13 protein-coding genes are annotated in these 15,104 nt (G+C 76.0%); 5 read left to right on the top strand and 8 right to left on the bottom strand.

Annotation, left to right across the window (positions count from 1 at the left end; translation table 11 throughout):
- Window positions 1-53: 53 nt before the first annotated feature.
- Complete coding sequence (locus tag P9841_RS11300; RefSeq protein ID WP_283318783.1) at window positions 54-863, bottom strand: MerR family transcriptional regulator; 810 nt, start codon at window positions 861-863, stop codon at window positions 54-56.
- Window positions 864-965: 102 nt separating this feature from the next.
- Here P9841_RS11300 and P9841_RS11295 point away from each other — a divergent pair, with 102 nt between their 5' ends.
- The 3 genes from P9841_RS11295 to P9841_RS11285 all read left to right on the top strand — a co-directional run bounded on the left by P9841_RS11295 (window position 966) and on the right by P9841_RS11285 (window position 3,546).
- On the top strand, window positions 966-1,193 hold the full coding sequence (locus P9841_RS11295) for a PLD nuclease N-terminal domain-containing protein (RefSeq protein ID WP_283318782.1): 228 nt from the start codon (window positions 966-968) through the stop codon (window positions 1,191-1,193).
- Window positions 1,194-1,230: 37 nt separating this feature from the next.
- Window positions 1,231-1,740, top strand: a complete 510-nt coding sequence (locus P9841_RS11290; RefSeq protein WP_283318781.1) for an ASCH domain-containing protein — start codon at window positions 1,231-1,233, stop codon at window positions 1,738-1,740.
- Window positions 1,741-1,878: 138 nt separating this feature from the next.
- Window positions 1,879-3,546, top strand: a complete 1,668-nt coding sequence (locus P9841_RS11285) for an amidohydrolase family protein (RefSeq protein ID WP_283318780.1) — start codon at window positions 1,879-1,881, stop codon at window positions 3,544-3,546.
- Between the two features lie 48 nt (window positions 3,547-3,594).
- On the opposite strand, the gene P9841_RS11280 is transcribed toward P9841_RS11285, so the two are convergent.
- From P9841_RS11280 to P9841_RS11250, 7 genes are all read right to left on the bottom strand, one after another.
- Entirely contained in the window at window positions 3,595-4,629 is a 1,035-nt protein-coding gene (locus P9841_RS11280; protein ID WP_283318779.1) for a hypothetical protein, read from the bottom strand.
- Window positions 4,619-6,289, bottom strand: a complete 1,671-nt coding sequence (locus P9841_RS11275) for an N-6 DNA methylase (RefSeq protein ID WP_283318778.1) — start codon at window positions 6,287-6,289, stop codon at window positions 4,619-4,621. Before P9841_RS11275 ends, P9841_RS11280 begins: the two co-directional genes overlap by 11 nt.
- A 123-nt stretch (window positions 6,290-6,412) precedes the next feature.
- Window positions 6,413-7,807, bottom strand: a complete 1,395-nt coding sequence (locus tag P9841_RS11270) for a sensor histidine kinase (RefSeq protein ID WP_283318777.1) — start codon at window positions 7,805-7,807, stop codon at window positions 6,413-6,415.
- Entirely contained in the window at window positions 7,804-8,493 is a 690-nt protein-coding gene (locus tag P9841_RS11265) for a response regulator transcription factor (protein ID WP_283318776.1), read from the bottom strand. Before P9841_RS11265 ends, P9841_RS11270 begins: the two co-directional genes overlap by 4 nt.
- A 21-nt stretch (window positions 8,494-8,514) precedes the next feature.
- Window positions 8,515-10,428, bottom strand: coding sequence for a YhgE/Pip domain-containing protein (locus P9841_RS11260; RefSeq protein WP_283318775.1), 1,914 nt, complete (start codon window positions 10,426-10,428; stop codon window positions 8,515-8,517).
- Window positions 10,425-13,166: an MMPL family transporter gene (locus P9841_RS11255; protein ID WP_283318774.1), complete on the bottom strand. Its 2,742-nt coding sequence runs from the start codon at window positions 13,164-13,166 to the stop codon at window positions 10,425-10,427. The genes P9841_RS11260 and P9841_RS11255 overlap by 4 nt, the downstream gene beginning before the upstream one ends.
- A 166-nt stretch (window positions 13,167-13,332) precedes the next feature.
- Complete coding sequence (locus tag P9841_RS11250; protein ID WP_283318773.1) at window positions 13,333-13,932, bottom strand: TetR/AcrR family transcriptional regulator; 600 nt, start codon at window positions 13,930-13,932, stop codon at window positions 13,333-13,335.
- A gap of 98 nt (window positions 13,933-14,030) precedes the next feature.
- Between P9841_RS11250 and P9841_RS11245 the strand changes: the two genes are divergently transcribed.
- Entirely contained in the window at window positions 14,031-14,864 is an 834-nt protein-coding gene (locus tag P9841_RS11245; RefSeq protein ID WP_283318772.1) for an SDR family NAD(P)-dependent oxidoreductase, read from the top strand.
- Window positions 14,861-15,052 (top strand): hypothetical protein, encoded by a 192-nt coding sequence (locus P9841_RS11240; RefSeq protein WP_283318771.1) that lies wholly within the window; start codon window positions 14,861-14,863, stop codon window positions 15,050-15,052. The genes P9841_RS11245 and P9841_RS11240 overlap by 4 nt, the downstream gene beginning before the upstream one ends.
- Window positions 15,053-15,104: the final 52 nt, after the last annotated feature.

Raw genomic sequence — 15,104 nt, 5'->3', positions numbered from 1 at the left:
CCGGCATCGTGCCACGCGGCGAGGCCGCCTCCCCGGGGGCGCAGCGACCCACCTCAGCCGGGTGCCGCCACGGGCACAGCGACCTCCAGCACGACGCCGGGAGCGCCCGTGCCCCACGCCGGCAGGTAGAGCTCCCGGTTGTCCCCGCACGGCGCCGGGTCCCCGGCCGCCCCGGTCGACAGGTGGTCGTGCACCGCGACGAGCAGCTGCTGGTCGTCCGCCTGCCGCTGGTCGAGGCCCACCACGGCCTCGCGGTGGGCGGGGTCGACCTCGAGCGCCGTGCCGGCGGGCGGCCGCAGGGGCGCCGGCACGGGCACGCAGACCACCAGGTCCGCGGGGAACGTCTCCGTGGCCCGGGAGCGGATCCGCACGTGGACCGGGCCCGCGAGGGGGACGCCGGCCTCGGTCAGGTGCGCGAACAGCCTCCCGGTGGCGGCGGGCAGCACCTCCGCCATCTCGGGGAGCGTGGCGGACGCAGCCAGGGTGAGCAGCAGGCGCTCCGGTACGTCGCGGTACGACACCGGCGCCGGCAGCTCCCGGGGCGCCCCCGCCAGCACGGAGCGCGTGTACTCCGCGGCGCCCGCCTCCCGCGCCCCGGCCCGCCGTCGCTCGCTCCACAGCGCGTCGAACGCGGCCACCGGATCGGCCGCCCCCAGCACGGCCGCCACGTCGGCGAGCGGCACCCCGAGCCCGCGCAGCAACGCGATCCGGCGCACCGCCTCCACCTGGTCCTCGGCGAACACCCGCGCACCGTTGCCCGGGTCCCGGTCCGCGCGCAGCAGCCCGCGGTCCGCGTACAGCCGCACCGCCTTCTCCGACACCGCCGCGGCGCGGGCCAGGTCACCGGTCGTCCTCGTCGTCATGGCCGCGACGCTAGGGGCTGCCCCAGGGGCAGGGGCAAACGCCCGGCGACAGGGGCCGTCGGACCCCTCCCGCCACGGACGGCACCGGCCTACCGTCGGGGCATGAGCCGTTCCCACACCCGCTGGTCGGACCTCCCCACGTCCCGCCGGGTCGGCGCCGTCGTCGCCGGCCTCGCCCAGGTCACCCTCACCGCCGCGGCGTACCGCGACCTCGCGCGCCGCCCGGCGTCCGAGGTGAACGGGACGAAGCTCGCGTGGGGGCTGGCGATCCTCGTCAACTGGGTCGGGCCCCTGGCGTACTTCGCGAAGGGACGCCGCACGGCGGGCTGACGCCGGGGCGCCCGCCCGAGCCTGCGAGGATCCACCGGTGACCCCGCGACGCACCCCGCCCGGCCCGCTCGACATCGACGCGGCGGAGGTGCTCTGGACCGCCTACGTCGCCGCCCACCCGGAGGCCGTCGCCGCCGGTGACGAGCACGTCGTCGACCGGTTCGGCGACTCGGTGGAGCTGAGCGACGAGCTGCTCGGCCTCGTCCGCTCCGGCGCCAAGCGCGCCACCGCGGAGCTGGTCACCGAGTTCGCGCACCGCGGCGAGCCGCTGCCCCGCATCGGCGCGCACTGGGTCGCGTGCGACGGGCGCGGCGCCCCCGCGCTCGTGCTGCGCACCGTCGAGCTGCGGGTCGCGACGTTCCGCGAGGTCGACGCGGACTTCGCGTTCGACGAGGGCGAGGACGACCGCAGCCTGCGGAGCTGGCGCGAGCAGCACCGGGTCTACTGGGAGCGCACCTGCGCGGCCCGCGGCGCCCGGTGGAGCGAGTCGGACGAGATCGTGCTGGAGCGGTTCCGGGTGGTGTGGCCGCCGGAGCACGCGGACTGAGGCTCTGCTGAGGTCTTCCTGACGGTCCGGGCGTGGCGGTTCCCCCGGGTGCCGGACCGGGTGATCCTGGCTCGCGGCCCCTCCTCCGAGGGGCACGGGGACCGCGTCCCCGGCCGCGCACCAGCCAGAGGCAGGCCCGTGAAGCGACGCAGCACGCCGCCGGAGATCACCTCCGCCGACGACCACCCCGCGCCGCGGACCCGCCGCGGCCCGAGCCGCCGCACGCTGCTTCGGACCGCCGGCATCGGCGCCGTGGGCGTCGGCCTCGGGGCGGCGGCCGGGCCGGCGTGGCGGGCCGTGACGTCCTCCGCCGAGCCGGCGCGGGTCCCGTTCCCGTCGGCCGACGAGCTGCGCGTCGACGGCGTGACGGTGGTCGACCCGCTCGACGGCAGCGCCACCGAGGGCCGGTCGGTACTGCTGCGCGGCGGGCGGGTCGTGACCGTCGGGGCCGTCGGCGAGGTGACGTCGAGCCCCGGGGCCACCGTGCTCGACGGCGACGGGCGCTGGGCCGTCCCGGGCTACACGAACATGCACTCCCACGCGCTCCAGGCCGAGCACCCGGAGCTGCTGCTCGCCACGATGCTCGCCGAGGGCACCACCGGGTTCCGGCAGATGCTCGGGACGGACGACATGCTGCGGTACCGCGCGGAGGACCGGCTGCCGCTGACCCCGCACGCGCCGGCCCTGCTGTCGATGCCGGGGCGTCTGGTGCTGCCGTTCACCGCCGGCTCACCCCAGGAGGCCCGCGACGAGGTCGCGCGGCAGTGGGACCGCGGCGCGGACTTCATCAAGATGGTCATGGTGGAGCGCGAGACGTTCTTCGCGGCGGTCGACGCCGCGCACGAGCGGGGCATGCGGATCGCCGGGCACCTGCCCCCGTCGGTGGGCGTCGCCGAGGCCGCGGAGGCCGGGTTCGACTGCATCGAGCACCTCGGCACCGGCAACGCGGTCTTCATCGCCTGCGCGACCGACGAGGACGACCTGTGGGCGCAGCACGACAAGACGATGCCGATCCCCGGCTGGGTGACCGGCCTGCCGTTCGTCGACAAGGTCTTCTCGGCGATGACGGACAAGCAGCTCATCAACCCGGCCGCGTTCGGGGACCCGGCCGGCGTCGCGCTGCTGCAGCGGGCGCTCGACGGGTTCGACGAGAACAAGGCGCGGGCGCTCGCCCGGACCCTCGTCGCGCACGGCACCTGGCAGTCACCCACGCTCGTGCGGCTGCGCACCCAGTACCTCGCCGACTCCCCCGAGTACGCCTCCGACCCGTGGCTGCGCCGGATGTCGGCGGGTGCCCGGGCGGACTACGAGGACGTGCTGGCGACGTTCCGGGCGCTCCCCGTCGAGATGCGCGCCACCTACCGCGAGGCGTACGCGCGGTCGGCGGACGTCGTGCGGATCATGCACGCCGAGGGCGTGCCGGTCGTGGCGGCGACGGACGGCCAGGGGCGCGTGCCGGGGCAGTGGCTCCAGCTCGAGCTCCAGGAGCTCGCGGCCGCCGGCCTGTCGCCGCTCGAGGTCCTGCGCTCGGCGACGGTGGCCCCCGCCCGGTACCTGGGCCGGTCCGACCGGTCGGGCCGCCTCGTACCCGGGGCGGATGCCGACCTGCTGCTCCTGGACGCCGACCCGCTGGCCGACGCCGCGCACCTGGGCAGCATCTCCGTGCTCGTGCGGGGCGGGCACCCGTTCACGGCGGACGAGCTCGCCGCGACGGTCGACCGGCTGGACGCCGAGGGCCCGAGCGCGGCGGCGACCGCGGCGCTGGCCGGGGCGCGACGCAGCCCGGACCTGTGCTGCCGGCTGTGACCGGTGGGCCGGCGGCCGGCGCTCCGGCTCGGGTCGGGGTTCGCGCAGCTAGGCCGCACGGCGCCGAGCCCGCGCCTCGCGGTGCATGGCGACGGGCGTCGTGTCGAGGACCTGGTTGACCATCGTCGCGAGGAACACCGCGGGGGACAGCTCCGGTGGGGTCCGGGCGTGGTCGACTCGGACCCGAGGGAGCATCCCGAGGGGCAGATCGAGCTCGACATCGCTGAGGTCGATCGGCGCCTCCTCGTCCCCCGGCTCCACATCCGGGCCTGCGGGGACGATCCCGTCCTCGTCGGCGACACCAGCGTCAGCGGGAGGGGGGACGTCTGCGCCGTACTCCATCAAGATCACGCAGGTGCCGTGGTACGCGTCGTCCTCTCGACCGAGCTTGCCGAGCAGGTCAAAGAGCCACTCGGCGACGTCCTTCTCCTTCTCGAACACGTCGTTGCGCAGGCCGAAGGCGAAACCGAGGGCAGCGAGGGGGTGCCGGAGTCGGAGGTTCTTGGCGTCGCCGTAGGACTCCTCCACCCGGTTCGGGGCGTTCTTCCCATACGACGAGTCCATGCGCTTCGTCGAGATCATGAGCTCAGGTCCGGTCGACCAGTCGGCCATGATGACGTCGACCTGCTTGCTGTAGTTCTTGCCCAGGATGTTCGCGCTCGCGGCTGTGACGCCACGGACGTTGCCGTTCTTCGTCAGGCGCTCACGGAGCGCGTGAGCCTGCGCTCGCGGCAGGGCGTCGAGCAGAGCCACGATCGGACCGGGCAGGATCCTGGGGTGTGTCGCCCTGGGCCACACGCTGTCGGGCGAGAAGCCGGCGCGACGCAGCTCGTACGCCAGCCAGACGTCGAGAGCGAGAGCGGGTACGCCGGTCGTCGTCGCGGCCTGCAGGTACAGCGGGACCCCGAGCAACCGCTCCAGAGTCCCGTAGTCCGGCGCGTACCGGAGTGCGCCGGACTCCTCACGGACCCACGGGTTGGTGTACTCCCCCGTGCCGTCGAGGCCTTCCGCCACGATCCGGTCGAACATCGGCCACGCCAGCGCCTTCGCCGACGCGGGCCTGACCTTTGCCTCATCGGACACCCTGCGACCTCACCTTCCGCCTCCGTGCCAGCTCGTCGCGCGCTCGGCGCACACCGTCCAGCTCAGTCCTCGTGAGCCGCTCGGACTGGAGGAGCAGCGTCTCGTCCACGATCTGCACCGCATCGAGAAGCCTGCCCGCCTCGAGGAGCTCCGCCACGCGCCCCCGGACAGCCCGCAGCTCGTCCGCCGCCGCACCGACAAGCGTCGCCGACGGCATCGCCCAGTCGTCCGCCTCGCGCGGTTCGATCTTGAGGATCCCACCGCCGTAAGCGCGACCGACCATCTCCGCGCTCAGCAGCGTCAGGGAGTTCAGGCTTGCGAGCGGCAGCAGCTCGGCCGCCAGGTCACGGTGCCGGCCGTCGAGGTAGACGCCATGCACCGAGTTGAGGTGATGCGCGCGGGCAGTGTTCGTCGTCAACCTCGGCGTATCCGCGTTCATGCAGGTCAGGAGCAAGTCCGCCGGTCGCACCAGCGGCACCCGGTACCAGGGCTTGCGGACCCGGCACTTGTACGCCTTGTCGACTCCCGTCCTGTGGCCGGCGTCGACGTACGCCTGCGCCTGGGGCGACAGCGTGTCCCCCGGGTAGAACAGGTAGGTGGCCTTGCCCTCGTCACCGAGCCTCGCGAGCATGCCCGGTGACAGCACGAGCCCGCGCAGGTGCGCGCTCCCCGGAGGGGAGAGCTGCAGCAGCTCCTCGCGAGGCAGATCCAGCTCCCTCACCTGGGCAGGCGTCAGGGTGAAGTAGTGGTTGCTCCCCGTCACCATGCCCAGCGTCGTCTCGCCCCACTCCTGCAGCCTCGTGAACAGCCCGAGCTCGGTCAGACGCGAGAGCGGCTTGGTGGCAGTGGGCGACACCAGCGATCCGGTCCACTTCCCGGCCGGGTCGTCCGGGGACCAGCGCTGCCCGTCGGCGAGCCGGATCAGGTCCCGGGTGTTCCGAGCCTGGTGGATCACCGCGTGGTCGGTGGGCCCCCGACGGAAACCGTCGGCAAGCAGCAGGACGACGTCGGTGTCCGCGTCGGGGAAGACCTGCTCGTCGAACAGCACGAGCTCGACGTGCGAGAAGTGCGCGAAGAGGAACCGCCGGACCGGGGCAGCATAGTTCACGCTGAGCAGCTCGGCGGGGAGCACGAGCCCGAGTCGTCCTCCGTCGCGAAGGAACTGCGCCCCGTGCACCGTGAACGCAGCCCAGGACGACGCGAGGCCCGTGAGCGAGACCCCAGCGCGAAGCGCCGCTGCACGCGACTTCGCCCGCGCCTCACCGGTCCAGCCGTGGTACCGCACGTACGGCGGGTTCCCGATCACTGCTGCATACGCGGGGGCAGGCTCGGCGTCGAAGAAGTCCTGCACGCGGATGCACGCCCGGCCTCCGGCCCGGTGCACGCGATCCCGGCCGACAGTCGCGGAGTGCTCGTGAATCTCCACACCGTGAACCTCGGGCACCGCGTCGGGCTCGGACGACAGCCGTCGGAGGCGCTCGACGGCCGCCACGAGGAAAGCAGCGTCCCCTGCGGACGGCTCCAGCACGCGATCGTGTGCAGAACGGATCGCCCACTGAGCGATGAACGCCGTGATGTCGTCGGGCGTGAAGAACGCGCCCCGAGCCTTGCGCAGGTCGGGCGTGTCGTCTGCCGACAAGTCGACCGCGGAGGATGTCACGGACGCCATCTTCGCCCATGCCACCCACACGCGGTCGTGCCGACATGCTGGCCCGTGGCCGTGGACCCGATCGCGTGGCTGCGCTCGGCTGGCCGAGCGGCGCGCGGTGAGTCGCACCCGCGGTCAGCGCCCGCCCGTGGTCAGCGCCGGCAGCTCGACCGTGAACGCCGTGCCGGCCTCCGGCGAGCTGGTCACCGAGACCCGGCCGCCGTGGGCCTCGACCAGCGACTGAGCGATCGCGGTTCCCAGCCCGGAGCCGGCCGACCCCGCGGTCCGGGGGCGGCCGGGGTCGCCGCGCCAGAACCGCTCGAACACGTGCGGGAGCTGGTCGGCCGGGATGCCGGGCCCCGTGTCGGCGACGACGACCTGGTGCCGGGACCCGCCCGGGAGCACCCGGACGGTCACCACGGCGTCCGGCGGGGTGTGCTGGACGGCGTTCCCGACGAGGTTCCGCAGCACCTGCGCCAGGCGCGCGCCGTCGCCGAGCACCACCGCGGGCCGGTCGGCGTCCAGGCGGACCTCCCGCAGCGGCGCGACGACCCGGGTGTCGGCCACCACGTCACCGGCCAGCGCCGCGAGGTCCACCGGCTCGCTGTCCAGGGGCCGGCCGGAGTCCGTCCGCGCGAGCAGCGCGAGGTCCTCCACCAGCAGCCGCATGCGCACCAGCTGGCCCTCGACCCGCTCCATCGCGGCGGCCTGCCGGTCGGGGTCGGTCAGCCCTCCCCGCAGGTACAGGTCGACCCAGCCGGTGGCGGCCGTGAGCGGGGACCGCAGCTCGTGCGACGCGTCCGCGACGAACGCCCGCGTGCGCTGCTCGGCGTCCTGCTGGGCGTCGAACGCGGAGTTGACCATGCGCGCGACGTCCGCGACCGCCGGGTCGCCGCGGTCGTCGACCGGCAGCCGCACGCTGCGGTCCCCGTCGGCGATGCGCGCGGCCCGCTGCGCCATGGCGGTCAGGGGCCGCAGCCCGCGGTCGACGATCGCCACGGCGACCGCGATGAGCAGCGCGATCGTCACGGCCGCCCCGACCGCGAGCGCCCCCACGATCGTCGCGAGCGTGGCGCGGCGCTGCCCGCCGTCGGAGACCAGCACCACCCGGTCGACCTCGACGGGACTGCCGTCCACCGCGTAGGTGAGGAGGCCCGCGGTGTCGACCGCGGCCGCGATGTCCCCGGAGGCGACCTCGACGGGCTCGGAGGACTCGACGGCGGCGACCGTCGCCGGGTCGGCACCCAGCGGCGGCACCGAGGTGAGGACGTCCCCGGAGGCGTCGACGAGCACGACGCCGAGCTGGTGGCCGACGGCGTCGCCCAGCCGGTCGCGGGTCAGGTCCGCCCCGCCGGCGGCGCGCAGGCTGCCGAGCACGCGCGCGGCGGCGTCCTCGAGCGAGCGCCGGTCGCGCTGGTCGAGCTGGTGGGAGGCCAGCGAGAACCCGATGACCGCCGACAGGACGATCGCGAGCGACGTGACGAGGGACAGCGTCAGCGTCAGCCGCGCCCGGATCGAGCGGACCCTCATGCGGCCGAGGGGTCGCGCACCGCGTAGCCGAAGCCGCGGACGGTCCGGATGAGGGGGGCGTGCCCGTCGTCGACCTTGCGCCGCAGGTTCGACACGAAGCGCTCCACGACGTTGCCGTCGCCCCCGAAGTCGTACTGCCAGACGGCGGCCATGATCTGGCCCTTCGACAGCACCCGGCCGCGCTGCTCCAGCAGCAGCTCGAGCAGCCGGAACTCGGTCGGCGAGAGGTCGACCGTCTCGCCGGCGCGGCGCACGAGGTGGTGGGCGCGGTCGAGCTCCAGGTCGGCGCACCGCAGCACGTCGTCGTCGGGCTGCACCACGGACCCCCGGCGCAGCAGCGCGTCCAGCCGGGCGACCACCTCGACCGCGCTGAACGGCTTCGTCACGTAGTCGTCGGCGCCCAGCCGCAGGCCCCGCACGCGGTCGTCGACGGTGTCCCGGGCGGACAGGAACAGCACGGGCAGCCCGGCGTCGCGCCGCCGGACGAGCTGGACGAGCTCGAACCCGTCGGTGCCGGGCATGGACACGTCCAGCACCAGCACGTCCGGCCGCTGCGCGCGCAGGGCCGCGAGCGCCTCCGTGGCGCCCGCCGCGACGTCGACCACGAACCCGGCGAAGTCCAGGGTCGACGCGAGCATCTCCCGGATCTCGGGGTCGTCGTCCACGACCAGCACGCGGGGGGCCATGGCGTCAGCCTCGCACGCCCGTCAGGCCGCGGGCGTGAGGACGGGCGGCCGCGGAGCGGGCACGGCGGGGACCACGGGCACCGGGACGAGGCGCTGCCGGCGGATGCCCGCGGCAGCGAGCGCGAGGCCGGCCGCACCCCACGCCACCAGCACGGCCAGGTCGGTGCCGAGGGCGACGCCGGACCCGCCGGCACCGCCGGTGGCGAGCGCGGCGGCCGCGTCGGCGAACGCGCCCAGGGGCAGCAGCCCGTGCAGCGCGGCGAGCGGGGCCGGGGCGGTCTCCAGGGGTACCAGGCCGCCCACCGCGGCGATCTCCAGCACGGTGAGGACGGCGAGCGCCGGCACGCCCGCCCGCGGGAGCGCGGTCACCGCGCCCGAGGCGAGCAGCGTGAACGCGAGGCCGCCCAGCAGCGCCAGGCCGGCGAAGGGCAGCGGCTCCGCGACGGACGCGCCGCCGACCGCGAGGGTCGCGGTGCACGCCAGCGTCGCGACCGCCGCCACCAGCGCCCGGGGCGCGAGCACGCGGCGGACCAGGCGCCGGGTCCGCACCGGGGCGTCGAGCTCCCGTCGGCCCGGGCGCCGTCCGACCAGCGCCACCGTGACGGCCCCCAGCCAGAGCACCACCGCGGTGACCGTCGCGGCGAGCCACCCGTCCGCCTCGGACCCGGCGATCTCGCTCACCGCCACGGGCTCGGTCACGACGTCGGCGAGCCGCTCGGCGTCGTCCCCTCCGACGGCGGGCACCTGGGCGGCCCCGGACGCGAGACCGTCGGCGAGCGACCGGGAGGACGTCGCCGCGGTGGCCGCCCCGGCGGCGACCTCGTCCGCGCCGGAGGCCAGGTCCGCGGCGCCGGACCCGAGCTGCGCCGCGCCCCCGGCCGCCTCGGACGCACCCGTGGCGAGGTCCGCCGCCCCGGACGCCAGGCCGGCCGCCCCGGACGCCACCTGGCCGGCCGCGTCGTCGACGCCCGCCGCACCCGCGGACAGCCCCGCGGTGCCCGCCGCGAGGTCCGCGCCCCCGGAGGCGACCGTGGCCGCGGCCCGGGCCGTCGCGTCGAGCTGGGCGCAGAACGGCTCCGACCCGGGCACGGGCGGGCACGCCTCCGACAGCGCCGCGAGCGACGACGCCAGGCTCTGGCTGCCCGTCGCGAGCGACCCGGCGGCGGAGTCGACCGAGGCCGCGGCCGCCGCGAGGTCCCCGGTGCCGGCGGCCAGGGACGCGGCTCCCCCGGACAGGTCCTGCGCGCCGCCGGCGAGCGACGCCGCCCCCGCGCTCACCGAGGCGGTACCGGTGCCGAGCGTGCCGGCACCCTCCGCGAGGGACGACGCGCCCTGCGCGACCGAGTCGGCCCCGCTGCTCAGCGCGTCGAGGCCGTCCGTCAGGTCGGACGCGCCCGCCGTCGCCTCGGTCAGCGCGCCGGACAGGTCGTCCATCCCCGCGTAGACCTGCGTGAGGTACGCCTCGGTGACCTGGTCGCCCAGGCTCTGCGCCGCACCGTCGGCGACGGCACGGCTCGCGACCGCGCCGACCGTGGAGGACGCGGGGTCGGTCTCGAGCACGAGCTGCGCCGTCCGGGGGTCGTCGCCGCCGGACGACAGCACGTCGGCCGAGAAGCTCTCCTGGATGGTGAGCACGGCGTCGTAGGTGCCGTCGGCGAGGCCCTGCTCCGCGTCCTCGGCGGAGGTCAGGCGCCAGTCGAGGGAGGTCGTGCCGTCCTCCGGGTGGATGAGCGCGGACGACAGCGCCCGGCCCGCCGCCATGGGGGTGTCGCCGCGGACGATCTCGTCCTCGTTCACGATCGCGGCGGGGATCCGGTCCACGGCGTCCGCGCGGTCGGCGAAGCTCCAGATCAGGACGGCGGTCGCCAGGACGGGCAGCAGCACGGCGGCGAGCGCGGCGAGCGCCACCGCCCGCGTGCGGGTGGTGCGGGTCATCGGACGGTCTCCAGCTCCTGGGTGACGGGGGCGGCGGCGAGGTCGAGGCGGACGACGGTGGCGCCGTGGCGCAGCAGCGTCGCGGCGAGCCCGGCGGGCGCGTCGGTGAGCACCAGCAGGCGGGCGCCGCCCGCGAGCGCCACGGTGGCGGCCAGCCGCAGCCGGGCGGCGGGGTCCAGGGCGTCGGTCGGTGCGCCGAGGTCGCCGAGCACGGCACGCACCCGGTCGACCCGGGCACGGCGGACGCGGCGGGACCCGGGGCTCAGGGCGAGGGTCCTGCGCGCGTACTCCTCGGCGGTCGTGCCGCCGGGGACGTCCGCGGCCGTGGGGGCGGCGACCAGGCACCGCGCCTCCTCGGCCTGCTCGGGGAGGATGCGGCCCGCCACGGCCAGCTCGCCGGAGACGGTCCGGGCCCGCGCCGTCAGGGCCAGGGACACCGCGCGGGCGGCCGCCAGGTCCCCCACACGGAGCGCGACGACGTCGCCGGCGTCCGCCCACACGTCCAGCGGGGCGTCCCCCTCCCGCACCACCAGCCCGCGGGCCACCAGCAGCGGCGGTCCGGCGCGGCCCGATCGGCTGCCGGCGGCCACGTGCCGCTCCACCGCCTGGCCCTCCACGTCGACGACGGGCAGGACGCGGGCCAGCCGGCGCGGCAGCCACCACGCCCGGTCGCCCAGCAGCACGAGCACCGCCGGCACGAGCGTCATCCGGACCAGGAACGCGTCGACCAGCACGCCCACGGCGAGGCCGAGGGCGATCGGCTTCAGCGTGGCCGCGCCCGAGGGCACGAACGCGGAGAACACCGCGACCATGATGACCGCCGCCGCCGCGACGACCGGCGCCGAGTGCCGGAACCCGTCCAGCACCGCCTCGCGGGCCGGCTGCCCGTGCGCGTACTGCTCCCGCATCCGGCTGACCAGGAACATCTCGTAGTCCATCGCGAGCCCGAACAGCACGCCCATGACGATGATCGGCAGGAAGCTGACGACCGGCCCCGGGCTCTGCCCGAACAGCAGCACCGGGAACCAGCCCCACTGGAACACCGCGACGATCGCCCCGAACGACGCGCCCACGGACAGCACGTACCCGACGGTGGCCTTGAGCGGCACCGCGACCGACCGGAACACCAGCAGCAGGAGCACGAACGACAGGCCCACCACCGTCAGCCCGAACGGCAGCAGCGCGTCGGCGAGCTGCTCGGAGATGTCGATGTTGACCGCGGTGGTCCCGGTGACCCGCAGGTCGGAGACGCCGGTCGCCTCCTCGATCGCCGGCGCCCGCTCCCGCAGCTCGTGCACCAGGTCCACCGTGGCGGGGTCGGACTGCGCGCCCTCCGGGACGATGCGCAGCAGCGCGGTGTCGCCGCCCGGGTTCGGGGTCGCGGTGTCCACGGCGACGACGCCCGGGACGGCCGCGACGGCGTCCGCCAGCTCGTCGACCGTCGCGACCGGGACGGTGCTCGCGAGGACGTCCGCCGTGATCAGCAGGGGCGCGTTCCACCCCGGCCCGAAGGTCTCGCTCACCGCGTCGAAGTGGTCGCGCTCCGGCGTGCCGACCTCCTGCGTGCTCGGGTCCGGCAGGGCCAGGGAGATGCGGAACGCGGGCAGCGCGAGCACGGCCAGCACCGCCACGACCACGCCGATCGTGAGCGCCGGCACCCGGGTGACGAGGCGGACCCAGCGCTGCGACAGCGAGGGCCGGCCGGCCGCGGCACCGCGGCGGCTCGCGCCACGCCGCGGGCGGGGACGCAGGCGGTCGCCGGCCAGGAGGGCCAGCGCCGGCACCAGCGTCAGCGCCACGAGCACCGCGGTCGCCACCGCGAACGCCCCGGCCATGCCCATGCCCGTCAGCAGCGGGATCCCCACCACCGCGAGCCCGGCCAGCGAGATGACGACCGTCAGCCCCGCGAACACCACGGCGCTGCCCGACGTCCCCAGCGCCCGCGCCATCGACTCCCGCGGCGGCACGCCCTCGGCGAGCTGGTGCCGGTGCCGCGACAGGATGAACAGCGCGTAGTCGATCCCGACGGCGAGCCCCAGCATCGACGCGAAGCTCGGGGACGTCGTCGACACGGCCGCGACCTGCGAGACCAGCCCCAGCACCCCCGTCGTCAGCAGCACGCCCACGCCGGCGGTGAGGATCGGCATGCCCGCGGCCAGCAGCGAGCCGAACGTCAGCACCAGCACCACCAGCGCGACCCCCACGCCGATGACCTCCGCGGTGTGGTCGAGCTCCGCCACGCCGTTGCCGAACGCCGAGCCCCCCACCGTCGAGGTCACGCCGTCCTCGTCGACCGTCGCGGCGTCCTGCGCCGCCTCGAGCACCGCGTCGTCCGGCTCCGCGTCCTCGAACTGGATCGTCGCGAGGGCCGCATCGCCCTCCTCGTCGACCCGCAGGTCCTCCGCGGCGGTCACGCTCGCGACGCCCGGCACCGCCCCGATCGCGTCGAGGCTCGCCGCCACGACGTCCGCCGCCGGCGCCGCCGCCACGTCGTGCCCGTCCGCGACGCGGTACAGCACCTGCCCGCTGGCGCCGGACGCCGCGTCCCCGAACCGCTGCTCCAGCACGTCCTGCCCCTGCTGGGACTCCGTGCCGGGGATCGTGTAGTCGTCCTGGTACGCCGACCCCACCGCGCGCGACCCGGCGACCACGCCGAGCGCGACGACGACCCAGAGCACGAGGACCAGCAGGCGGTGCCGGCCGATCAGGTGGCCGAGGCGGTACAGGGCGAGCGACATGGGGATCCCGTCGGGGTGGGGGGAGCACGACGGGGACGAGTCAACGGGGGCGACCTGCCGGGGGGCGGCGGGCGGACCTGACGGTCGGCTGACGGTGCCGGGGCGGGGCCGCTGCCGGGCCCGGGGGCGACGCGGGCGGGGTGCGCGCGACGGCGCCCCGACGCGGTCAGGCCGCGGAGCGGACCGCCGCGACGGCGGTGTCGTACAGCGCGGCGAGGTCGCCGGTGCCGCCGCTGCGCGTCCACTGCTCCCCCGCGACGTCCAGGCAGGCGATGGCGCTGGCGACGATCGCGGTCGCCGCGACGGCCGCGCCGGCGGCGTCGTGGCCGGCGTGCTCGAGCCGCGCCCGGACGTCCGGCACGAGGAGCTCCTGCCAGTGCAGGTGCTTCTCGATGCTGCGGGACCGCAGCGACGGCGTCTCGTACATCATCGTCGCGACCCGCAGCATCGTCTCGCGGTCCCCCGTCAGCGCGTCGACCGCCGCGAGCGCCTCGCGCAACGCCTCCCAGGGCCCGGTCGTGACCGGCACGGCCTCCAGCGCCTCGCGCACGCGCTCCCCGTCGCGGGCGAGGTCGCCAAGCACGACGTCCTCCTTGGTCCCGAAGTACCGGAAGAACGACCGGCGGGAGATCCCGGCGGTCGCGGCGATCTGGTCGATCGTCGTCTGCTCGAACCCCTGGTCGAGGAACAGCCGCATCGCGACGGCGGTGATCTCGGCGTACGCGGCCTGGCGCGACCGTTCCCAGAGTGACGCGCTGTCCGGCATGACCCAACGGTACAGGAGGGACTGGTTGACACTCAGTGCCAACCAGGCATAACGTGCAGAGCGCCGCACCCCCGCGGCCCGCAACCCCTGGAGCAGCCGTGCCCCTCGCCTCCTCCGCCGACCGGACCGTCCTCGTCACCGGGGCCTCGTCCGGCATCGGCGCCGCCTTCGCCCGGGCCCTCGCTGCCCGCGGTGCCGACGTCGTCCTCGTGGCCCGCCGCCTGGACCGGCTCCGGTCGCTCGCCGCCGAGATCGAGGCCGCCCACCCCGTCACCGCGACGCCGCTCGCCGCCGACCTCGCCTCCCCGACCGCCGGCGCGGACCTGCGCGCCCAGGTCACGTCACGCGGCCTGCGCGTGACCGGCCTGGTCAACAACGCCGGCTTCGGCACGTTCGGCCCGTTCGTCGACGAGGACCCGGAGCGCCTGCTCGAGGAGATCGCCGTCGACGTCACCGCGCCCGTGCAGCTCACCGCCGCGTTCCTGCCCGGCATGGTCGCCGCCGGGAACGGCTTCGTCATCAACGTCGCCAGCATCGCCGGGTACAACCCCACGCCGCGGATGGCCGTGTACGGCGCCACCAAGGCGTTCGTCCTCAGCTTCAGCGAGGCGCTCTGGGCCGAGACCCGTGGCACCGGGGTGACCGTCTTCGCGCTCTCCCCGGGCGCCACCAGCACCGAGTTCAACGCCGTCGTCGGCACCGACGACGCGACCGCGGGCGCCCGGATGCGCACCCCCGACGACGTCGTCGCGACCGCGCTCGCGCACCTCGGGCGTCGCGACCCCGGGCCGAGCGTCATCGACGGCCGAGGGAACCGGGCCGCGTCGGTGGCCGTCCGGTTCATGACGCGGCGCGCCGTCGCGCGGACGACGCACTGGATCACGGACCCCGCGCGGCGACGGCGCGGCGCGGAGGCTCCCGCCGGTCGGTGAGCGGCGGTCCGGCGGACGCGGCCCCGACGGCGGCGGCAGGTCAGCTGATCGACGCCGTCGACACCGAGCCGGCGCCGCTGCGCCTCGTCCTCGGGTCCGACGCCTGGGCCGGTGGCACGGCGGCCCTGGAGGCGCGGCTGGAGCAGGTCCGCGGGCAGGAGGCGAGCGCGCGGCGGGGGGACGGCTGAGCGGGCGGGGCGACGGGGCCCGGCGACGACGAGCCCCGCGCGCCCCCCCGGC

Origin of the sequence: Cellulomonas sp. ES6, from assembly GCF_030053835.1 — a bacterium.
Classification (GTDB): Bacteria; Actinomycetota; Actinomycetes; order Actinomycetales; family Cellulomonadaceae; genus Cellulomonas.
This window is presented reverse-complemented; position numbering and strand designations above follow the sequence as displayed.